Below are 20,862 nucleotides of genomic sequence, written 5' to 3' on the forward strand. Positions count from 1 at the left end.
TGGCACTGAATGGCTTCACGCCGATGCAGCATATTCAGCGCATGAACTGATTCTACTTATCACCTCCGTTAAAAATGGGGGGATTACCGTGTAATCAGCGTTGCTGGTGTCACCTTGTGACAGAGCGATGCCCGCAACATGTGAGTTGCCGCTGATGTTGATATTGCTTTCAACATCCAGCGTAACCGCCGTGCCGATATCAGCGAAGCCCAGACGATGATCTTTGGTTTTCCCTTTGTCAGCATCCAGATAGGAATCGGTAAAGTAGAAATACTCGTAATCATCGTCAATCGTTGAATTGGCAATATTCAGAGTAAATACATCACCATCATTCCATTTGTAATCAACAGTGGTACCGTTATTCCAGCCGTAACCATTGGTGTCGACATCACCATCGCCGTTACTGCCGTAAACTTTTCCGGAAGTAATCATGCCATGAATAGTGGAGTTGGATATATTCAGCGTATTATCTGTACCCGCTGCATAGTCATTATTCAGGTAATATGTTGAAACAACGCCATTTACGACATCACCATTGAAGTTCTGATCGTAAGTACCGTTTGCTGCATTATTATAAATATAACCACTGTAACCCACATAATTGAGAGGGTCGGTATTGCCCCAATCACCCCAGCTATAAGCGGTATTGGCGTCATCGTGGTAAGTGAAAGTATCATAAATTTCTGCATTTGCCTGAGAAGCGATTGCCAAAGTGCAGGCTAATGCTATTTGTGATAGCGCAGTTTTATTTTTCCATGAGTGCATCTGTCATCCCTCCCAGGGACGTAATTTCGTTAATCCATCAATACAAATTAGAATTGCCGGGGGATTATGCTTTCGCGTGATGCAATAGTTCAATTATTCTCTGCGGAAAGTTTGATTGTGGACAATCCCATAAAAAATACAAAACAAAGATAAAAATGAGAGGCGAATCACGGTAACAATTACTTTCTCCATTCACATGAATAACAAACATCACACCCATAAAATAATGCTATTAGTTCCGTTATTAAACCGTTAAAACCCATTTGATATATATATACATCCGAAGATTAAAATACAACGAATACATAACCACCACTTTCGTGAAACATTTCCTCCCTGGTTAGGGTAAACTCGTGTGATTGTCCCATTAACATCAGGCCTATCATGACAGATTTGATCACTCGCCCTCGCCGCCTGCGCAAATCCGCTGCGCTGCGCGCTATGTTTGAAGAGACATCACTGACCCTTAACGATCTGGTGCTGCCTATCTTTGTTGAAGAAGAGATTGACGACTATAAGGCTATCGAAGCGATGCCTGGCGTCATGCGTATCCCGGAAAAACATCTTGCCCGCGAGATAGAACGCATTGCCAATGCAGGGATCCGCTCGGTGATGACCTTCGGTATCTCTCACCATACCGATGCCACCGGCAGCGACGCGTGGAAAGAAGATGGCCTGGTGGCGCGCATGTCGCGAATTTGCAAACAAACCGTGCCAGAAATGATTGTCATGTCGGACACCTGCTTCTGCGAGTACACCTCGCACGGTCACTGTGGCGTGTTGTGCGATCATGGCGTGGATAACGATTTAACGCTGGCGAATCTCGGCAAGCAAGCAGTGGTCGCCGCTGCGGCAGGCGCTGATTTCATTGCCCCGTCGGCAGCGATGGACGGTCAGGTTCAGGCGATTCGTCAGGCGCTGGACGCCGCCGGATTTACCGACACCGCCATCATGTCTTACTCCACCAAGTTCGCATCATCCTTCTATGGCCCGTTCCGTGAAGCTGCCGGGACTGCGCTGAAAGGCGATCGTAAAACCTATCAGATGAACCCGTTAAATCGCCGTGAAGCGATCCGTGAATCACTTCTCGACGAAGCGCAAGGCGCAGATTGCCTGATGGTCAAACCGGCAGGTGCCTATCTGGACATTCTGCGTGATATCCGGGAACGGACAGAATTACCACTCGGGGCTTATCAGGTGAGCGGTGAATACGCGATGATCAAGTTTGCCGCACAGGCGGGCGCTATTGACGAAGAAAAAGTGGTTCTGGAAAGTCTGGGCGCGATTAAGCGTGCGGGGGCGGACCTGATCTTCAGCTATTTCGCGCTCGATCTGGCTGAGAAGAAAATTCTGCGTTAATTCGCCAGCCCGGCGGCATTGCGTCGCCGGGCTAGTCTTCCATCATTAACTGGCCCGATAAAACGGCCTATCCCCAAGAATGGTCGCACGATGCATAATCCGCCGCTGCGGCAGATAATCCGCGTTAGCGTAATGTTGCGTCACCCGATTATCCCAAATCGCCACATCCCCTTCCTGCCAGCGCCAGCGGACCTGAAACTCCGGTTTTGTCACGTGGGCGAATAAAAAGCCCAGCAGCGCCTCGCTCTCTTTATCGGTCACGTCCACAATCCGGGTGGTAAACCCTTCATTGACAAACAACGCCTGCTTGCCAGTTACCGGATGCGTACGCACCACCGGATGCAGCAACGGCGGATTTTTTGCCACCGCATTCAGCCAGCGCTGATGCTCTGCTTCGCTCTTCAGATGCTTCCACTCAGGGAAGGATTTGCGGAAATCATGCTCGGCCCGTAAGCCGCTCAGCAGCGCTTTCAGCGGGGCGGAGAGTGCCTCGAACGCTGCAATCCCGCTGGTCCACAAGGTATCTCCCCCATTTTCCGGGAGCTGTTTAGCCGCGAGAATCGCCCCGGCGGGCGGCGTATCGATAAAGGTCACATCGGTATGCCAGTTATCGTTATCCGGCGGATTATCGTGGTGCGTATCGAGCACGATAATTTCTTCCACGCCTTCGGCATGCGGATACACCGGGTGAATGTGTAGATCACCGAAACGCAGCGCCAGACCGCGCTGCTGCTGCGGGGTAATCGGCTGCTCACGGAGGAAAACCACCTGATGGCGCAGCACCGCATGATACAGCTGTTCAAACTGGTTATCGCTTAACGGACGGGTTAATTCCAGCCCGGAAACCTGCGCGCCAATATAGGGCCCTAGCGGGCTAATTTTTAAACGCTCACTCATGCCATTTCTCCATGCCACGGCGTCAGGCGGCGTTGCAGCGCCCGCAGCCCCAATTCTAAAGCGAAAGCGATAACGGCAATCACCGCGATCCCGGCTAAAACCACATCGGTCGCCAGAAACTCCCCGGCGGATTGCACCATAAATCCTAACCCGCGGGTGGCGGCGATAAGCTCTGCCGCCACCAGCGTGGACCAGCCCACCCCGAGCCCGATGCGTAATCCGGTCAGGATCTCTGGCAGTGCGCCCGGTAAAATCACATACCAGAGGATTTGCGTCCGGCTGGCACCTAACGACTGCGCCGCCCGCAGGCGAACCTGCTGTGCGCTTTTCACGCCTGCCAGGGCCGACATCGCCACCGGCGCGAATATCGCCAGATAGATAAGCAGGATCTTCGAGGTCTCGCCGATACCGAACCAGATAACCATCAGCGGTAAATAGGCCAGCGGCGGAATCGGTCGATACAGTTCAATTAACGGATCGAGAATGCCGCGCACCGTAGGGTTCAGCCCCATGGCGATCCCAACGGGAATGCCGATCGTCACTGCCGCCAGCAGCGCAATCAGAATGCGCGTCAGGCTCGCCGCCAGATGCTGCCACAGCGTGGCATCCATAAATCCCTGCGGCCCGGCGATAGTGAGCAGTTTTTGCAGCACCTGCCCCGGCGGGGGCAGAAACAGTGGGGCAATAAGCTGTAAGGCAGTAACCGCCCACCACAGGGCCAGCAGTATCGCCAACGTGGAAAGACTCAGCGTCAGATGACGCGAAAGCGGCCAGCGCCAGCTGAAGGTCAATCGGCGCGGTTTATCGTTCGCCACAACGCTCATGAGAAAGCCTCCCGATGTTCAAACACGCGGCTCAGCACGTATTCGCGCTGGGCAATAAACTGTGGGCTGGACTTGATGCTGCGACAGGATTCCCCGGCGACAAAACGGCGGGCGAAATCCAGCGACAGCCGTTCGGTCACTTTCCCCGGCCCTGCGGAAAGCAGTACCAGATCGGTAGCCATAAACACCGCTTCTTCGATGTCATGAGTTATCAGCAGCACCTGTTTACCGGTTTCATGCCACAGGCGCAGGAGCAGGGTTTGCATTTGTTCCCGGGTAAAGGCATCCAGCGCACCAAAGGGCTCATCGAGCAGTAATAGCTGAGGATCGGCCGCCAGTGCGCGGGCGATCCCCACCCGCTGACGTTGCCCGCCGGAAAGCTGCCAGATGAAACGTTTTTCCGCCCCTTCCAGCCCCACTTTCTTCAGCATTTGCCGCGCAATCTCCAGCCGCGCGGGCTTATCCCAGCCCACCAGCTGCAGACCAAATGCCACGTTATCCTGCACGTTGCGCCATGGCAGCAGCCCTTCATTCTGAAACACCACCCCGCGTTCAGCGCCTGGTCCGTTAACCGCCACGCCGTTCAGGGTAATGCTCCCGGAGTGATACGGCAGGAACCCGGCCACCAGATTCAGCAGCGTGGTTTTACCGCTACCCGACGGACCGAGCACCACCAGCAGTTCACCGCGATCGACGCTGAGCGAAATGTCCTCCAGCACCGGTTTTCCGCCGTAGTCGGCGCTGAGATGGGAGAGTTGCAGCATGGTGGCCTCCGTTATTTCACAAATTTGTCGGTCACATACTGGCTGTAATCGGCGGCAACGGCGGGCACTTTGCCCTGCTCTTTCAGGAACTGAGCGGTATCCACAATCGCTTTGTTCACCGGGCCATTAAGCTGCTGTGCCTGCTGGCTGGCGGTCAGATAGGTGTTGCCTTTGACCAGCCCCGGCACGTCGGCTTCCGGCACGCCGCTCAGCTTCGCCAGCTTTTGCAGATTGGCCTGCTGTTGCAGCCAGCTGTCGGGGTTATCGATATAAGGACGCTGGGCTTCAATCGCACTACGGGCAAAGGCTTTGACCACCTCAGGGTGCTGTTGAGCAAAATCTTTACGCACCACCCACACATCCAGGGTCGGCGCCCCCCACTGGCCCACTTTGGCTGAATCCGTCAGCACCGTGCCGTCTTTTTCCAGCGCGTTGACGGCGGGTGCCCATACATACGCCCCGTCGATATCTCCGCGCTGCCAGGCGGCGACAATCGCCGGGGGCTGCAGATTCACAATTTGGACCTGATTTGGTTTGATGCCCCAGTGTTTCAGCGCGGCCAGCAGGCTGTAGTGGGTGGTGGAGATAAACGGCACGGCGATGCGTTTGCCAATCAAATCTTCCGGCTTAGTGATGTTCTTCTTCACCACCAGCGCTTCGGAATTGCCGAGCTGTGAGGCGAGCAGGAACACTTCAATCGGCACCTGCTGACTGGCGGCGACCGCCAGCGGGCTGGAGCCGATATTGCCGATTTGCACATCGCCGGAGGCCAGCGCACGCACCACGCTCGCCCCGCTGTCGAACTTCCGCCAGTCGACGGTCGCCCCGCTCTCTTTCGCAAAGGTGTTATCAGCTTGAGCGACTTTGGCAGGCTCGGCGGATGTCTGGTAAGCCACGGTGACGTTTACCGCCTGTGCCTGAGAGGTGATGAAGGCCAATGCGGCCAGGAATGAAAGATGCGATACGCGTGCCATGGTGACTGCTCCCCTTGTTGTCATGGGCGCAGTATTTCCGGCAGCGCAAAATTGATAAAGGAATTAAAAATTCTGGCTAATGCCATTCTGTTTTTAGAAAAAAACTGGCAAAGCTTATTCGTTCTTACGCACCAGAGCCAACTTTCCCCGACGACGAGACAGGAGCGGATGGGGTGTGGTTATCAAAAAAAGAAAGGGTCGCCAGGCCATACGAACCTCCTGCATCACTTTCTTTCAGCATGTGCCGTCCGTAACAAACTTGCCGTCAGCCAAAAGCCTGATTGCATGGGGGAGCTTCACCCTTTCGCCTCAGCCCTTGCCGTGGTGCAGGGTTGAGGAGGGCGTTTTTTTACTGGCTGATCAGTCACCCCTGCCAAAATTTATTTTTGAATTAATTTTCGCTTCCCACTTAAATAATAACCACTTCGTTTTAAAAATAACCATCATAATTTAATTTTGAATTACTGTGTATTTGTTCAAAGGCAAACCTTATGGTCTTCTGTACCCTGAAGGATACTTCCCCAACGTGCTATCTCCAATTCTGTTTTATTGCAGGAGTTTTAAATCATGCCCCTGGACTATGTCGCCCTGGCAATACTGACTGCGGTGATTCTTATTTTGTTTTACGGAATTATCGCTATCCACGATATTCCTTATGAAATTGCAAAGAAACGTAATCATCCCCATCAGGATGCGATTCATTATGCGGGCTGGGTAAGCCTGTTCACGCTACATGCGCTGTGGCCATTCCTGTGGATCTGGGCGACGCTCTGGCGTGACGACAGGGGCTGGGGAATGCATCGAATCAGCGAGGACCAACAGAGTATGCATCAGCAAATGGCGCACCTGTTGATGCAGATGGATCAGTTAAAAACCGAGCTAAACGACATCAAAAATGTAAGTAAAATTGCTCAACCGACGGTTATTAACAAGGAGGAAAAATAATGGAAACATTATTATTGCTTTGTTACGCCGCATGCTGCGTGGTTATTTTTAAAGTATTTAAGATTCCTCTGAATAAATGGACGGTACCAACCGCCGTACTTGGAGGAATTATTTTTATCTCGGTGGTTATTCTGGTGATGAACTATAACTACCCATTCAGTAATGTCGGCAAGCAGGCCTACCAGACGGTGCCGATTGTCTCTCAGGTTCGTGGCCGGGTGATTGACGTCCCGGTTAAACCGAACGTGATGCTGAAAGAGGGCGATGTTCTGTTCCGCATCGATCCTACGCCATTCCAGGCCAAAGTGGACGATCTGCGGGCGCAGGTGAAAGAAGCCAGTCAGAACGCGCTGTCGCTGGATTCCGGACTTAAGCAGGCGCAAGCCTCACTCAGCAAAGCCATTGCCGACCGCGACAAAGCACAACGTGAGTTTGCCCGTTATAACGAAGGCCACGCCAAAGGCGCGTTTTCCGATCAGATGGTCGATACCCGTCGCCAGACGTACAAAGCGACCGAAGCCGCCGTCACCGCCGCACAGGCGCAGGTTGAACAGGCCAAAAACAATCTGAACTCAGTGGTGAACGGGCAAAATACCAAAGTTGCCTCATTGTTAGCACAACTGCGTAAAGCCGAGTTTAAGCTCGATAATACCGTGGTGCGCGCCCCGGCGGCGGGTTACGTCAGTACCGTCGGTCTGCGTGAGGGCACCATGTCCACCGCGCTGGGTCTGGCACCAGTCATGACGTTTGTGCCGGTCGATGCCGAATCACAGAAGATGTACGTGGCGGCCTTCCGTCAGAACTCGGTTCAGCGGCTACAGCCTGGCTATCAGGCAGAGCTGATGTTCCCATCGATTCCGGGCACCGTGTTCAGTGGCGAAGTGGTCGAAGTCCTGCCCGCGATTGGTGAGAGCCAGTTCCAGGGCCAGGGCAAACTATTGACCACCGCGGATGTGGCCAATCAGGGCCGGGTTCTGGTTAAGGTCAGAGCTACCGATCCGCGTCTGGAAGAGTATCAACTGCCGCAGGGTTCGCAGGTCGAAATCGCCATCTACTCCGGCCACTTCAAAGAGCTGTCGCTGATTCGTAAAATTTTGATTCGCATGGCAAGCTGGGAAAACTACGTCTTCCTCGACCACTAATCCGCACTCCGTCTCCCGCCGCTGGCGGGAGGCCTTTCCGTTATGGGAGCGTAAATGCACACCCTAAAAAACAGGGACACCGAGAGCATCAGGGCAGACCGCACACCCGGTCTCGTCCGCTGTTTTTGGCTTCATACAGCGCCGCATCAGCCTGCGCCAGCATATCGCTTAACGCCTGCTGCCAGCCGGATGCCACGCCAAAACTGGCGGTAATCGAAAACGGTTCGCCCTTCGGCCCTTCGAAACGCAGACGGCGAATTTCGTTCTGAATGCGGGTAGTGTATCCGGTGATGTCTTCATGGCCTGGCGTGCAGAACATCACCGCAAACTCCTCCCCGCCCAGACGCCCGATCACATCCCCAGGACGACTGAATTTTTTCAGCGTCGTCGCCAACTGTACCAGCACCTTATCGCCGGTCGGATGCCCCCAGGTATCGTTGATCGACTTAAAGTGATCGACATCCATCATGATCAGCCACGCGGGCTGCTGAGGACTCGCCAGCTTGAGCAGATTCCCGCCCAGCGCATCAAATGCCCGGCGGTTAAACAAATTGGTGAGCGGATCTTCCTCCGACTGGCGCTGGAGCTTTTTACTCAGCCGCGTTTGTTCCCGCAGCTTATCGCCGAGCGTCCCGAGCGAAGAGAAAAGTTCCTGGACTTCTTCGGCGGTACTGTCATTCATCAGAGTATCTTGCTGTTTCCCGGCGATAATCCCGGTGGCAATTTCATTCAGGCGCAGAATCGGTCGCAGCACGCGGGAGCGTACGTAAAAGATGAGTCCCATCGCCAGCAGGTAGAGAACGATCAGGATAACCACCACCATCATCAGGTGCAGCAGGGCCTGTTGTTCCGTATAAACATAATGCTTCTTCACCCCCGCCAGATAGGTGTCGAGCAGCTCATTAAACGATCCCAGGCTGGCGTGATAACGAGTAGCAAAACTCGCAGCATCGACGCTGTAAGGCTGACCGCTCTCGCTTTCGGTCACCAGGGTATCGATCATCGCCACACCCTGTTTCTCAAACTGATCGCGCGTGCTCTCGAGCTGCTGCATAAAGCCCGGTAAATAGTCAGCCTCAGCGCCCTGGGTACGCAGCAGCCACCACAGCACGGCAATACGCTCCTTGCCGCGGCTGAGTGCTTCAATATTACCGAGCGGGATAGGCGTGTGGGTGGCGACCGGGATAATCAACTGTGACCCCAGACGCCCGGTGGCATCACGCAGTTCACCCAGCGCCTGGGCCCGCAAAATCGGCCCCAGCGCCGAAGGTTCTAACAGCAGAAATTCTGAGGTACGACGGAACAGAGCCTGATGATAAAAATCGGTCGCGGCGACCATGCTATCAATGGCACGTTGGGCGACAACCGGATCGCTCAGGGTCGCTTCACGGAACTGGTCCACTTTATTCCGCGCGGGTTTGAGCTGTTCGATGGTGGCACGCAGCAGCGCCGGAGAGAGTAAATCGGCAGGGATCTTCGCCAGGTCGCGGTCCGTTATCTGGCGGCTGTTGTCCAGTGAAGCCCCGGCCTGCGCTTTCTTCTCTTGCGGGCTCAGCACCAACTCATTGGCAAAAGCACGTTCACTCGCCAGATCGTTAGAGACCAGCAGCACCTGGTAAAAATTATCGAACTGAATCACGTTATTGCGCGCGCTATGCCATGCCGACCAGGAGCCGGAAAGCAACCACCAGGAAAGAATCGAGGTCAGAATAAGCGTTGCAGCCGTTGAGCCCCACAGATAGCGAAGGACGTTGGCAGAAGACGAGGCTTTTTTGAGTTTTTTCATTATGTCAGCAAAGAACAACAGATAGGCCTAAGTCTAACGCAGGCGTGGAGATTAGTGACAGATTATGGATGATTTTTCAGCGGATTCGGTTAATTGGATAGCAGAAGGCTATCGAGATTGTCGGCCCGGCAAGCAAAGCAGCGCCGCCGGGCGAACAGCGTTACTTAGGCATTCGCCACCGGTTTGGGCTCGGTTTTCACCTGGGCATTCGCCAGCATACGACGCACCGGCACGATAAGCACCGCCAGTACCGCCGCACAAATCAGCAGCGCGATGGAGCAGCGTGCGAACAGATCCGGCAGCATATCCAGTTGGTCGGCCTTCACATGGCCGCCAATCAGGCCCGCCGCCAGGTTACCCAGCGCGCTGGCGCAGAACCACAGGCCCATCATCTGACCCCGCATTCTTTCCGGGGCCAGCAGCGTCATGGTCGCCAGACCAATCGGGCTGAGGCACAGTTCACCCAGGGTCAGCATCAGGATACTGCCCACCAGCCAGAACGGGGACACGCCCGCGCCACCGTTGGTCAGCACGTTTTCCGCCGCCAGCATCATCAGGCCAAAGCCCCCTGCCGCACACAGAATCCCGATAACGAACTTGGTGATGCTGCTCAGGCGCACGTTGTTACGCGCCAGCATCGGCCAGGCCCAGCTGAACACCGGAGCCAGCAGAATAATGAACAGCGCATTAATAGACTGGAACCACACGGCCGGGATTTCAAAATCGCCGATCATACGGTTGGTGTAGTCATTGGCAAACAGGTTAAATGAGGTGGGTTTCTGCTCAAAGGCTGACCAGAAGAAGGCCGCCGACACCAACAGAATAAAGCACACCAGCAGGCGGGCGCGCTCTTTGCGGTTGAGGCCAGCAAACACAAACAGGTAGATAAAGTACAGCGCTACCGAGGCGGCAATCACATACACCAGCACGCTGGCAACGGCGACAGGATTGATGACAATCACGCCCTGGGCAATCAGCGCCACCACCACGGCCACGCCAACGGCCAGCGCCAGCAGCCAGGCACCCACGCCGTTTTTCTTCGCCACCGGGCTATTCCAGGTGGAGTCCAGACCGACTTCGCTGTCGTAGCGTTTCATTGCCGGCACGGCAAACAGGCGGAAAATAACCAGCGCCACCAGCATCCCGATACCACCGATACCAAAGCCCCAATGCCAGCCGTGGGTTTTAATCAGCCAGCCGGAGATCAACGGCGCGATAAACGAGCCCATGTTGATACCCATATAAAACAGCGAGAAGCCGCCATCGCGACGCGCATCGCCCTTTTTATACAGGGTTCCGACCATGACCGAGATACAGGTTTTGAACAGACCCGACCCCAGCACGATAAACATCAGGCCGATAAAGAACAGGCTGTCGCCCATCATCGCCGACAGCGCAATCGACAGATGACCGAGCGCAATCAGGATTGAGCCGTACCACACCGCCCGCTGCTGACCGAGCCAGTTATCCGCCAGCCAGCCACCCGGCAGCGCGGCCAGGTACATGCTACCGGCAAAAATCCCGACGATCGCCGAGGCATTTTCACGCGCCAGACCCATACCGCCGTCATACACGGTGGCCGCCATAAACAGGATTAACAGCGGACGAATACCGTAAAACGAGAAGCGCTCCCACATTTCCGTGAAGAACAGCGAGCCGAGCGGATACGGATGCCCGAAGAAGGTCCGACTCTCGTTTTTGTGAACAGAAGATTGCATAAATTCTCCCAAAGAAAGCGTGTTGTGATGCTCAAAAATAGCGAAATGCAGGGCAGCCCTTTCTCGAACCGACTGCTCTTTTTACATTCTGCGAGATATTATTTAACCATTTGATAACTGGTCAGTGGTTTTGTCTAGTACCAACCCTGGGACTTTAAGATAAAAATTCGACGATTGTCTAGTTTTGTAGATTTTTAGTTTGTCAGAGCGGAAAAGTGATTGACAGGCCGATACTGACAAAAACAAGCTTATTTTCACTTTTATTACAAATAGATACGCCCATTACTAACACGTTTACACTGCATAACCATGCCAACAATAACCGTAAAACAATTATTGAAATGGCAGGTTAGTTTTAAATCCCGACGCGGAGTCCGATAAACGGCTAACTGCGCATTCTGCCCTCGCCCCTCTCCGGGGAGTGATGACCTCACTTCATGACGCTTATGACGTTTTAAGAATAATCCCCACCCCAGTGCCGACTATGCTTAACGTTTAAAAAATCCATAGCAGTGCAGCAGTTCGCTTTTCTTTTTTCACTTCGATACTGGAGGCCTGGCATGAGCAGCCCTGAATCCCTCGTGACCCCAACGCCTGAGCACCTTCCCATCGCGTTTAACGTCAACGGCAAACGTTATCAGTTGGAGGTCGACACCCGCACCACGCTGCTGGATGCGCTGCGTGAAAATCTGCACCTGACCGGCAGCAAAAAAGGCTGCGATCATGGCCAATGCGGAGCCTGCACCGTACTGGTCAATGGCCGCAGGCTAAACGCCTGCCTGACGCTGGCGGTGATGCATCAGGATGCCGACATCACCACCATTGAAGGTTTGGGCACGCCCGATAATCTCCATCCGATGCAGGCCGCCTTTATCGAGCATGATGGCTACCAGTGTGGTTACTGTACCCCGGGGCAAATCTGTTCCTCGGTAGGGATGGTACAGGAGATCAAAGACGGCATGCCCAGCCATGTCACGCTCGACCTGGTTTCCCCCCCAGAGATGACCGCCGAAGAAATTCGCGAGCGGATGAGCGGCAATATCTGCCGCTGCGGGGCTTATGCCAACATGCTCGCCGCCATTGAAGACGCCGCCGGGGAGTTGAAACCATGAAAGCTTTTACCTATGAACGCGTCAAAACGCCAGCGGAAGCGGCGGCCAGCGCACGGCGTATCGCTGGGGCAAAATTTATCGCCGGTGGCACCAATCTGCTCGACCTGATGAAGCTGGAAATTGAGACACCCACGCATCTGATTGACGTTAATGGCCTTGGGCTGGACCGGATTGAAGCCACCTCCGAAGGCGGGTTACGCATCGGCGCTCTGGTACGTAATACCGACCTGGCCGCCGCGCCACCGATCCGTCGCGACTATGCGGTGCTCTCCAGAGCGCTGCTCACCGGGGCGTCGGGTCAGTTACGCAATCAGGCCACCACCGCGGGCAATCTTCTCCAGCGCACGCGGTGCCCCTATTTTTACGACCCCAACCAGCCATGCAATAAGCGCTCCCCCGGCAGCGGGTGTGCCGCACTTGACGGGTTCAGCCGCCAGCACGCGGTGGTCGGCGGGAGTGACGCCTGTATCGCCACCCACCCCAGTGATATGGCGGTCGCCATGCGGGTGCTGGATGCGGTGGTGGAAACCGTGAGCCCGGACGGCGCTGAGCGAAAAATCCCCCTCGCCGACTTTTACCTGACGCCGGGTTCAACGCCCCATCAGGAAACGGTGCTTCAACCGGGCGAACTGATTGTCGCGGTGACGCTGCCCGCTCCCACCGGGGGGACGCACATTTATCGTAAAGTGCGCGACCGCGCCTCCTATGCTTTTGCCCTGGTGTCAGTGGCCGCCATCGTGCAGCCGGACGGCAGTGGCCGCGTAGCATTGGGCGGCGTTGCCCCTAAACCCTGGCGCCTTGACGAGGCGGATGCGGCTATCCCGCAGGGGCCGCAGGCGGTGTATGACAGGTTGTTCGCCAGCGCGCATCCCACCGCTGAAAATGCATTCAAGCTCATTCTGGCGAAGCGCACGCTCGCCTCAGTGCTGACCGAAGCGAGGGCCTGACAGATGAAATTTGATAAACCGGCAGGTGAAAATCCTATCGATCGACTCACCGTGGTGGGCCGCCCGCACGACAGAATTGATGGTCCGTTAAAAACCACCGGCACGGCTCACTACGCCTATGAATGGCATGATAAAGCCGATGACGTGGCCTACGGCTATGTCGTCGGGTCCGCCATTGCGAAGGGACGTATCACCACCCTGAACGTGCAGGCGGCACAACAAGCGCCTGGCGTGCTGGGGGTGATCACCGCCGACAACGCCGGGCCGTTGGATAAAGGCGAGAGAAACACCGCCATGCTGCTCGGCGGCCCGGTAATTGAACACTACCATCAGGCCATCGCCCTGGTGGTGGCCGACACCTTTGAGCAGGCGCGCGCCGCCGCCGGGCTGGTGCAGGTAGAGTATCAGCGCGAGCCGGGAGAGTACTCACTGGCGCAGGCGAAACCCGGCGTCACCACGCCCCCCGAAGACACGCCGGATAAAAACGTCGGTGATTTTGACGCGGCTTGGTCTGCGGCTGCGGTGAAACTCGATGCCACCTATACCACGCCAGACCAGAGCCATATCGCGATGGAGCCTCATGCCTCAATGGCGGTCTGGGAAGGCGACACGCTCACACTCTGGACCTCAAACCAGATGATTGACTGGTGTCGAACCGATTTGGCGAAAACCCTTAAGTTGGCGAAAGAAAAGATCCGCATCATTTCCCCCTACATCGGTGGTGGCTTTGGCGGGAAACTGTTTTTGCGGAGCGACGCGCTGCTGGCGGCGCTCGCTGCCCGGGCGGTGAAGCGCCCGGTGAAAGTAATGCTACCCCGCCCGCTTATCGCCAATAACACCACCCATCGTCCGGCGACCCTTCAGCACATCCGGCTCGGCAGCGACAGCCACGGTAAAATTACGGCCATCGCCCATGATAGCTGGTCCGGTAATTTGCCGGGCGGCACCCCGGAGACGGCGGTTCAGCAAACAGAGCTGCTGTATGCCGGGGCTAATCGCCATACCGGTCTGCGGCTTGCCACGCTCAGCCTGCCGGAAGGCAATGCGATGCGTGCCCCGGGTGAGGCGCCAGGATTAATGGCGCTGGAAATTGGCATCGATGAACTCGCCGAGAAAGCGGGCATCGATCCGGTTGAGTTTCGCATTCTGAACGATACTCAGGTTGATCCGGCCGATCCCAGCCGTCCTTTTTCACGCCGTCAGTTGATCGAATGCCTGCGTACCGGTGCGCATCATTTTGGCTGGAAGCGGCGAAATTCTGTTCCCGCGCAGGTTCGTGATGGGCGCTGGCTGGTGGGTTACGGCGTGGCGGCGGGGTTTCGCAACAACCTGCTGGCCCCCTCCGGGGCGCGCGTGCATCTCGACGCCAACGGCAATGTCACCGTGGAAACCGATATGACGGATATCGGCACCGGCAGCTATACGATAATTGCCCAAACGGCCGCAGAAATGCTTGGCGTGCCGATGGCGAACATTGAGGTCAAACTCGGCGACTCGCACTTCCCGGTCTCCGCCGGTTCCGGTGGACAATGGGGGGCCAACACCTCGACCGCCGGGGTCTACGCCGCCTGCGTCAAACTGCGCGAAGCAATAGCCCACGCGCTGGGGTTTGACCCAAACCAGGCGACATTTTCTGAGGGGAAAATCAGGGATGCAACGCACAGCGCCCCGCTGACGGATGCTGCGAAAGGCGGCACCTTGACCGTGGAAGATACTATCGAATTTGGCGATCTCGATGAGCAGTATCAGCAGTCGACCTTCGCCGGGCACTTTGTCGAAGTCGGGGTGGATGTCGCCACCGGGGAAGTTCGCGTCCGGCAGATGCTGGCGGTGTGTGCCGCAGGCCGCATTCTTAATCCGAAAACCGCCCGCAGCCAGGTTATCGGCGCGATGACCATGGGGCTTGGCGGAGCACTGATGGAGGAGCTGGCGGTCGATAGCCGTCTGGGCTATTTCGTCAATCACGATATGGCGGGCTATGAAGTGCCGGTTCATGCCGACGTCCCGCAGCAGGAGGTGATATTCCTCGAGGATACCGACCCGATTTCTTCCCCGATGAAAGCCAAAGGGGTGGGCGAATTGGGGTTGTGCGGCGTTAGCGCGGCGATCGCCAATGCGATTTATAACGCGACGGGAGCCAGAGTGCGTGATTATCCCGTCACGCTGGATAAATTGCTCCACGCCCTGCCGGACGTGAGCTAAGGAGCCGCCATGCACAATGCTTCGCTGCTCGACAGCCCTGAAAACCGCCTGTTGCAGCCCGAACCGGCGTTTCTGACCGACGACAGCCGGGACGTTTTACGCTTCGCGGTGGAAGCGCTGACCTCGGGGAGGCGGGCGGCCCTGGTCACCCTGATCGACATTCACGACGGCGCGGCGCGACCCTTAGGCGCGCAGATGGCGGTGCGCGAGGATGGCCGTTACTGCGGATTTGTTTCCGGCGGCTGTGTGGAAAGTGCGGCCGCTTTTGAAGCGATGAAAGCCATCGCCGCCGGAGAGGACCGCCGGGTGTGCTATGGGGCGGGCTCGCCGTGGTTCGATATCGTCCTGCCCTGCGGGGGCGGCATAACCCTGAGCATTCATGTTTTGCGTTCTTATCAGCCGCTGCTGGCGGTGCTCAACAGCCTTGAACGGCGTCAGCCCTGTGGATTGCGTTACGATCCCCGAACCCAGACGCTACGCAGCCTCCCGGCCCGGCCACGAACGGGCTGGCATGATGACGGCTTTGAGGTGGGGTATCGGCCCGATGTACAGGTGCTGGTGTGCGGGCGCTCGGTTGAAGCGCAGATGACCGCCTCGCTGGCACAGGCCGCTGGCTTTGCGGTCCACCTCGGTGAGAGGTTCCCTCAGATTGATGCCGGGATCATGGATGCCGACACCGCGGTGGTGCTGCTCTGGCATGATTTGCAGCGGGAACTACCGCTGTTGCAGGCCGCCCGGGAAGCCGCGCCGTTTTACATCGGAGCGCTCGGCAGCCATCGCACCCACTGCCAGCGGGTACAAAAACTGAAGGCGTTGGGCTGGCGTGCGGATGAAATCGCGCAGATCAAAGCCCCGATTGGCATCTTCCCGAAAGCCCGCGATGCGCGTTCGCTGGCGCTGTCGGTGCTGGCGGATGTGGCAGCGGCGCGCCTCGCGTCAGGAGAGGCGTAGTGTCCTCCCCGGTGGTGATTATTCTCGCCGCAGGACGCGGAGAACGCTTTCTGGCCTCCGGGGCGACAACCCACAAGCTGGATGCCCGGTTAGGCACCCAGTCCGTCCTCAGCCACGTTATCCGGGCGGCAGAGGCCAGCGGGCTTGGCTGGCATATCGTCCGTCCGGAAGGCGGCACGCAGGGAATGGGGGAATCGATTTCGCTCGGCGTGTGCGCCACGGCCCACGCCTCCGGCTGGTTGATCCTGCCCGCTGACCTGCCCTTGATTCAACCGGCTACCCTGCAACGCGTGGCCGAAGGCTTGTCCGACAAACCGCTGGTCGTGCCCCATTACGCCCAGCAGCAAGGCCATCCGGTGGGATTTAGTCGCGCGTATCAGGCACAGTTGCGGGCACTCTCTGGCGAGGCCGGGGCAAGGGAAATTGTGCAACGCGCCCGTCAACGAGGCGAGGTGAGGGATCTTGCCCTTGCCGATTACGGCATAGTGCATGACATCGACACCCTGAGCGATTTGCAATGGGCTCAAACGTTGATAAATAAATCTAATTAATAAGTCTGGCATGCCCCCTATCTGAATAAGGTATCCCCACCCTATTTCAACTCAATTTTTCGCATCCCATTAATCTATCCCCGAGGCTTGATGATTCTTTCATCGGATATTTTTATCGTCACATAGTGAAAACAAATAATTCACACGTTTATTTTTACATGTTTGGGCAAATGAAACCGCGCTAATAATTCATTAAAATTTAACAAAGGTTCCCATCAGTAATTCTCCAACAGGACAAAAGTAAAGATGAATAAAACAAAGCTGTTATGCGTGGTCGGTACGCGTCCTGAAGCGATAAAAATGGCACCCGTCATTATGGCACTGCAAAATGACAATGCCTTCGACGTCCGCGTACTTGCTACCGCACAGCACCGGCATCTGTTGGATCAGGTCTTTAGCCTGTTTGGAATTGCCTATGATTACGATTTGGACGTAATGACACCGAATCAGACATTACCGGAGCTGACGGCAAAACTCATTACCGGGATTGATGCCGTACTGGACAGTTTCAAGCCTGATATGGTTATCGCCCAGGGCGATACCACGACGGTATTTACTGCCGCGCTGGCGGCGTTTTATCGCAAAACACCTTTTGCCCATGTTGAAGCGGGTTTACGCAGTAACGATATTTATTCGCCCTTCCCTGAGGAAGGCAATCGTATACTTGCCGGACACCTGGCGGCATTGCATTTTGCCCCCACCCACATGGCGCAGGATAATCTGATTCGCGAAGGGATTGGTGCCGATAAAATAGTGATGACCGGCAACACGGTCATCGATGCATTACTTGAAACAGCAAAACAAGATGTCGAGCCTGGCTTTACGTTACCCGAAAATGGCAGAATGATTTTGGTGACCTCACATCGCCGGGAAAACTTTGGCGAACCCTTGAAGCATATTTGCAATGCCCTGCGAAAAATCATCGCCAAATATGATGATGTTTGTATTGTATTCCCGGTGCATCCAAATCCGCACGTGCGGGAAACGGTTTACGGTATTCTCGCCGAAAATGAACGCATTAAATTAATTAATCCACTGGGCTACGAGCAGTTTGTCAGCGCAATGAAACGCGCGCATCTGATCCTGACGGATTCAGGCGGCGTGCAGGAAGAAGCCCCTGCCCTGGGCAAACCGGTGCTGGTATTGCGTCAGGAAACAGAGCGCACCGCGGCGCTGATAGCGGGTGCGACCTGCCTGACCGGCACCGAGGAACAAAGCATCATTGATAACGTCTCGCGACTGCTTGATAGCCCTGAGGAATACAATCAAATGGTGATTGGGACGTCCCCTTACGGAGATGGTCACGCCAGTATCAAAATTGTTAACGCTATCAAAGCGTATTTCCATCGCTAGCCACTCCTGCGCAGAACAATCTCTCTGTTAAATATCAATCATTGCTGGTGAAATAATGAGCGGGTTCATAGACGTTTTTTCAACTTACCTGTATGGACTCAAGATGGTTGCAATTGCATTGGCAATCATGATGCTGATCAGTGGATTAGATGATCTATTCATCGATATCATCTACTGGTTCCGCCGCATGGTCCGGGCGGTCACCGTTTACCGTCGCCATCCGCATATGGACTATCGCGCCCTCTATCAGCCAGATGAAAAGCCCCTGGCGATTATGGTGCCGGCCTGGAATGAGACGGGGGTTATCGGCAACATGGCCGAGCTGGCGGCCATGACGCTGGATTATGAGAACTACCATATTTTTGTCGGCACCTATCCCAACGATCCGGATACTCAACGCGACGTGGATGAAGTCTGTGCCCGTTTTCCTAACGTACATAAAGTCGTCTGCGCGCGCCCTGGCCCCACCAGTAAAGCGGACTGCCTGAATAATATTCTCGATGCAATTACCCAATTTGAACGCAGCGCAAACTTCACCTTTGCCGGATTTATTCTGCATGATGCCGAAGATGTTATTTCGCCGATGGAACTACGCCTGTTTAATTATCTGGTCGATAGAAAGGACCTGATTCAAATTCCGGTCTACCCGTTCGAACGCGAATGGCATCATTTCACCAGCATGTCTTACATTGATGAGTTCGCCGAGCTGCACGGCAAAGACGTCCCGGTTCGTGAGGCCATCGCCGGGCAGGTGCCTAGCGCGGGCGTCGGCACCTGCTTCAGCCGTCGCGCGGTCATGGCGCTGCTGGCAGACGGGGACGGGATCGCGTTCGACGTGCAGAGTCTGACCGAAGATTACGACATCGGCTTTCGCCTGAAGGCGAAAGGCATGACAGAGGTTTTTGTCCGCTTCCCGGTGGTGGATGATTCCGCACAGGCGAGAAAAGCGCGTAAGTTTCTGCAACGCAAGCGATCATCGTCAGTTATCTGCGTGCGTGAATATTTCCCGGACACCTTCACCACCGCCATGCGTCAGAAATCTCGCTGGATAATCGGGATTGTGTTCCAGGGGTTTAAAACCCACCGCTGGACCCAAAGTCCGACGCTCAATTACTTCCTGTGGCGCGATCGCAAAGGGGCTATCAGCAACTTCCTGAGCTTCTTCGCGATGATCATCATGATCCAGTTGGTGCTGCTGCTTATCTACCAGCGCGTCTGGCCTGATGCCTGGCAGTTCCTGTCCATTTTCACCGGCGGCCCGTGGCTGGTGACGTTGCTGTGGTGCAACTTTGCCCTGATGGTGAACCGCATTCTGCAACGTGTGATTTTCGTGACCGTGTATTACGGATTGCCACAGGGGCTGCTGTCCATACTGCGCCTGTTTTGGGGCAATATGATCAACTTTATGGCCAACTGGCGCGCTCTGCGTCAGGTCATCCAGCATGGCGATCCGCGCCGCGTCGCATGGGACAAAACGACTCACGATTTCCCGAGCGTGACCGGTGAAAACCGTGCCCTGCGCCCGTTGGGGCAGATACTGCTTGAGCAGAACGTCATCAGCAACGAACAGCTCGAGCATGCGCTGACCCACCGTGTTATCGGCTTACGCCTGGGTGGATCATTGTTCATGCAGGGGCTGATTACGGCTGAACAATTGGCCGTTGCCCTGGCAGCGCAAAGTGGCGTCCAGATGGAATCTATCGACGCCTGGGACATTGCCCCCGAGCTTATCGGCCAGATGTCTGCGGCGATTGCGCTGCGTTACGCGGTTCTGCCGCTGCGCAAAGAAGGCAAAACACTGACGGTGGCCAGCGAAGACGGGATCGATCCGGTCTCGTTGGCAGCGCTCGAACGCAAAATGGGCTGCAGCGTAAACTATGTCATCGTGCCACGCGGCCAGGTCGTGACCGGGCTTCGTTACTGGTATGCCCGCCGTCGTGAAGTTGACGACCGCGCCTTGCTGAACGCCGCCGTCACTAAAGGCTGGTTAGACGCACAGCGCGCCGATGCACTGTGGCAGCAATTCGTTCCTTATCAGCTGCTGTTTGCCGAAGTGTTAACCACCCTGGGACACATCAATCGCTCGTCGATGAGCGCCCTGCTGCTTCGCCACGAACGCAGTGAAAAACCGCTCGGTGAATTTTTAGTCTCTGAAGGAGTGGTCACACAGCAAACGCTCGATACGGTCCTGCAACGCCAGCAAGCGCTGCAGCTTTCGATGTCTTCGCTCCTCGAAAATGAAGGGCTGACCGACACCCAGCTGGCTGAACTGGCGCCCGAGCAGGAGCAACGCACATGAAAAGGGAACACGCCCCCAAACTGATTAGCCTGCTGATCGCTTCGCTGTTTAGCGGCAGCGTCATGGCGCAGACCGCACCGCTGGGCACCAGTGCGGCAGAACTTGGCCTCAGCGACTATCGCCATTTTGTGATTTATCCGCATCTGGAAAAAGCCCTACGGGCACAGAAACAAAACGATGAGCACTCTGCACTGCGGGAATTTCGCCATATTCATCAGCAAGCGCCAGACAATATCCCGCTGACGCTGTATCTGGCTGAAGCGTACCGCCATT

General features: G+C 55.8%; 16 protein-coding genes and 2 pseudogenes. 11 read left to right on the plus strand and 7 right to left on the minus strand.

All coding sequences use genetic code 11. From position 1 onward, the window contains the following. Positions 1 to 90: 90 nt before the first annotated feature. Positions 91 to 765 (minus strand): annotated as a pseudogene (locus ACG0Z5_RS14125) (autotransporter outer membrane beta-barrel domain-containing protein); the annotation flags it as partial. 384 nt (positions 766 to 1,149) lie between these two features. Between ACG0Z5_RS14125 and hemB the strand changes: the two are divergent. Next, the gene (gene hemB / locus ACG0Z5_RS14130; RefSeq protein ID WP_394448259.1) at positions 1,150 to 2,124 is read left to right on the plus strand and encodes a porphobilinogen synthase; all 975 of its coding nucleotides are present in this window, start codon (positions 1,150 to 1,152) and stop codon (positions 2,122 to 2,124) included. A gap of 45 nt (positions 2,125 to 2,169) precedes the next feature. Here the strand turns inward: hemB and tauD are convergent, their stop codons facing one another. From tauD to tauA, 4 genes are read right to left on the minus strand one after another with little or no spacing between them, the layout of a single operon-like run. Continuing rightward, positions 2,170 to 3,021 carry a taurine dioxygenase gene (gene tauD / locus ACG0Z5_RS14135; RefSeq protein WP_394448261.1) on the minus strand — a complete coding sequence of 284 codons (852 nt, stop codon included), beginning with the start codon at positions 3,019 to 3,021 and terminating at the stop codon, positions 2,170 to 2,172. Then, complete coding sequence (gene tauC, locus ACG0Z5_RS14140; RefSeq protein ID WP_394448263.1) at positions 3,018 to 3,845, minus strand: taurine ABC transporter permease TauC; 828 nt, start codon at positions 3,843 to 3,845, stop codon at positions 3,018 to 3,020. The genes tauD and tauC overlap by 4 nt, the downstream gene beginning before the upstream one ends. Continuing rightward, positions 3,842 to 4,609, minus strand: a complete 768-nt coding sequence (tauB, locus tag ACG0Z5_RS14145) for a taurine ABC transporter ATP-binding subunit (protein ID WP_394448265.1) — start codon at positions 4,607 to 4,609, stop codon at positions 3,842 to 3,844. The genes tauC and tauB overlap by 4 nt, the downstream gene beginning before the upstream one ends. Before the next feature lie 11 nt (positions 4,610 to 4,620). Then, positions 4,621 to 5,583 (minus strand): taurine ABC transporter substrate-binding protein, encoded by a 963-nt coding sequence (tauA, locus tag ACG0Z5_RS14150; protein WP_394448267.1) that lies wholly within the window; start codon positions 5,581 to 5,583, stop codon positions 4,621 to 4,623. On the opposite strand from tauA, the gene ACG0Z5_RS14155 reads away from it, so the two are divergent. The 3 genes from ACG0Z5_RS14155 to ACG0Z5_RS14165 all read left to right on the plus strand — a co-directional run bounded on the left by ACG0Z5_RS14155 (position 5,566) and on the right by ACG0Z5_RS14165 (position 7,670). Beyond that, positions 5,566 to 5,919, plus strand: coding sequence for a hypothetical protein (locus tag ACG0Z5_RS14155; protein ID WP_394448269.1), 354 nt, complete (start codon positions 5,566 to 5,568; stop codon positions 5,917 to 5,919). The genes tauA and ACG0Z5_RS14155 overlap by 18 nt on opposite strands. Positions 5,920 to 6,150: 231 nt before the next feature. Then, complete coding sequence (locus ACG0Z5_RS14160; protein ID WP_394448271.1) at positions 6,151 to 6,528, plus strand: DUF3302 domain-containing protein; 378 nt, start codon at positions 6,151 to 6,153, stop codon at positions 6,526 to 6,528. Then, a complete protein-coding gene (locus ACG0Z5_RS14165; protein ID WP_394448273.1) occupies positions 6,528 to 7,670 on the plus strand; it encodes an HlyD family secretion protein in 1,143 nt (380 codons plus the stop codon). Before ACG0Z5_RS14160 ends, ACG0Z5_RS14165 begins: the two co-directional genes overlap by 1 nt. An 88-nt stretch (positions 7,671 to 7,758) precedes the next feature. On the opposite strand, the gene ACG0Z5_RS14170 is transcribed toward ACG0Z5_RS14165, so the two are convergent. Both ACG0Z5_RS14170 and ACG0Z5_RS14175 read right to left on the minus strand, forming a co-directional pair. After that, positions 7,759 to 9,456, minus strand: a complete 1,698-nt coding sequence (locus ACG0Z5_RS14170; RefSeq protein ID WP_394448275.1) for a GGDEF domain-containing protein — start codon at positions 9,454 to 9,456, stop codon at positions 7,759 to 7,761. 164 nt (positions 9,457 to 9,620) lie between these two features. After that, positions 9,621 to 11,174, minus strand: a complete 1,554-nt coding sequence (locus tag ACG0Z5_RS14175; protein WP_394448277.1) for a peptide MFS transporter — start codon at positions 11,172 to 11,174, stop codon at positions 9,621 to 9,623. Between the two features lie 560 nt (positions 11,175 to 11,734). On the opposite strand from ACG0Z5_RS14175, the gene paoA reads away from it, so the two are divergent. The 7 genes and pseudogenes from paoA (at position 11,735) to nrfB (ending at position 20,589) form a co-directional block, all read left to right on the plus strand. Beyond that, positions 11,735 to 12,286 (plus strand): aldehyde dehydrogenase iron-sulfur subunit PaoA, encoded by a 552-nt coding sequence (paoA, locus tag ACG0Z5_RS14180; protein WP_394448279.1) that lies wholly within the window; start codon positions 11,735 to 11,737, stop codon positions 12,284 to 12,286. Beyond that, the gene (locus ACG0Z5_RS14185; protein ID WP_394448281.1) at positions 12,283 to 13,233 is read left to right on the plus strand and encodes an FAD binding domain-containing protein; all 951 of its coding nucleotides are present in this window, start codon (positions 12,283 to 12,285) and stop codon (positions 13,231 to 13,233) included. Before paoA ends, ACG0Z5_RS14185 begins: the two co-directional genes overlap by 4 nt. 3 nt (positions 13,234 to 13,236) lie before the next feature. Then, positions 13,237 to 15,435: an aldehyde oxidoreductase molybdenum-binding subunit PaoC gene (paoC, locus tag ACG0Z5_RS14190; protein WP_394448282.1), complete on the plus strand. Its 2,199-nt coding sequence runs from the start codon at positions 13,237 to 13,239 to the stop codon at positions 15,433 to 15,435. A 9-nt stretch (positions 15,436 to 15,444) separates the two neighbouring features. Further along, a pseudogene (locus tag ACG0Z5_RS14195) lies at positions 15,445 to 16,405 on the plus strand (XdhC family protein); the annotation flags it as partial. Next, the gene (locus tag ACG0Z5_RS14200) at positions 16,386 to 16,937 is read left to right on the plus strand and encodes an NTP transferase domain-containing protein (RefSeq protein ID WP_394448283.1); all 552 of its coding nucleotides are present in this window, start codon (positions 16,386 to 16,388) and stop codon (positions 16,935 to 16,937) included. The pseudogene ACG0Z5_RS14195 and the gene ACG0Z5_RS14200, both read left to right, overlap by 20 nt. Before the next feature lie 246 nt (positions 16,938 to 17,183). Then, positions 17,184 to 18,290 carry a non-hydrolyzing UDP-N-acetylglucosamine 2-epimerase gene (wecB, locus tag ACG0Z5_RS14205; RefSeq protein ID WP_394448284.1) on the plus strand — a complete coding sequence of 369 codons (1,107 nt, stop codon included), beginning with the start codon at positions 17,184 to 17,186 and terminating at the stop codon, positions 18,288 to 18,290. 55 nt (positions 18,291 to 18,345) lie between these two features. Next, entirely contained in the window at positions 18,346 to 20,589 is a 2,244-nt protein-coding gene (gene nrfB, locus ACG0Z5_RS14210) for a cyclic di-3',5'-guanylate-activated glycosyltransferase NrfB (RefSeq protein ID WP_394448286.1), read from the plus strand. Positions 20,590 to 20,862: the final 273 nt, after the last annotated feature.

Source organism: Scandinavium sp. M-37 (assembly GCF_043558715.1).
Classification (GTDB): domain Bacteria; phylum Pseudomonadota; class Gammaproteobacteria; order Enterobacterales; family Enterobacteriaceae; genus Scandinavium; species Scandinavium vulneris_A.

Excerpts from the sequence above, each read along its gene's own strand:
- paoA (WP_394448279.1), top strand. The coding sequence starts at position 11,735 with ATGAGCAGCCCTGAATCCCTCGTGACCCCAACGCCTGAGCACCTTCCC.
- nrfB (WP_394448286.1), top strand. The coding sequence starts at position 18,346 with ATGAGCGGGTTCATAGACGTTTTTTCAACTTACCTGTATGGACTCAAG.
- tauA (WP_394448267.1), bottom strand. The coding sequence starts at position 5,583 with ATGGCACGCGTATCGCATCTTTCATTCCTGGCCGCATTGGCCTTCATC.
- hemB (WP_394448259.1), top strand. The coding sequence starts at position 1,150 with ATGACAGATTTGATCACTCGCCCTCGCCGCCTGCGCAAATCCGCTGCG.
- tauC (WP_394448263.1), bottom strand. The coding sequence starts at position 3,845 with ATGAGCGTTGTGGCGAACGATAAACCGCGCCGATTGACCTTCAGCTGG.
- paoC (WP_394448282.1), top strand. The coding sequence starts at position 13,237 with ATGAAATTTGATAAACCGGCAGGTGAAAATCCTATCGATCGACTCACC.
- ACG0Z5_RS14165 (WP_394448273.1), top strand. The coding sequence starts at position 6,528 with ATGGAAACATTATTATTGCTTTGTTACGCCGCATGCTGCGTGGTTATT.
- ACG0Z5_RS14155 (WP_394448269.1), top strand. The coding sequence starts at position 5,566 with ATGCGATACGCGTGCCATGGTGACTGCTCCCCTTGTTGTCATGGGCGC.
- wecB (WP_394448284.1), top strand. The coding sequence starts at position 17,184 with ATGAATAAAACAAAGCTGTTATGCGTGGTCGGTACGCGTCCTGAAGCG.
- ACG0Z5_RS14170 (WP_394448275.1), bottom strand. The coding sequence starts at position 9,456 with ATGAAAAAACTCAAAAAAGCCTCGTCTTCTGCCAACGTCCTTCGCTAT.
- ACG0Z5_RS14175 (WP_394448277.1), bottom strand. The coding sequence starts at position 11,174 with ATGCAATCTTCTGTTCACAAAAACGAGAGTCGGACCTTCTTCGGGCAT.
- ACG0Z5_RS14185 (WP_394448281.1), top strand. The coding sequence starts at position 12,283 with ATGAAAGCTTTTACCTATGAACGCGTCAAAACGCCAGCGGAAGCGGCG.
- ACG0Z5_RS14160 (WP_394448271.1), top strand. The coding sequence starts at position 6,151 with ATGCCCCTGGACTATGTCGCCCTGGCAATACTGACTGCGGTGATTCTT.
- tauB (WP_394448265.1), bottom strand. The coding sequence starts at position 4,609 with ATGCTGCAACTCTCCCATCTCAGCGCCGACTACGGCGGAAAACCGGTG.
- tauD (WP_394448261.1), bottom strand. The coding sequence starts at position 3,021 with ATGAGTGAGCGTTTAAAAATTAGCCCGCTAGGGCCCTATATTGGCGCG.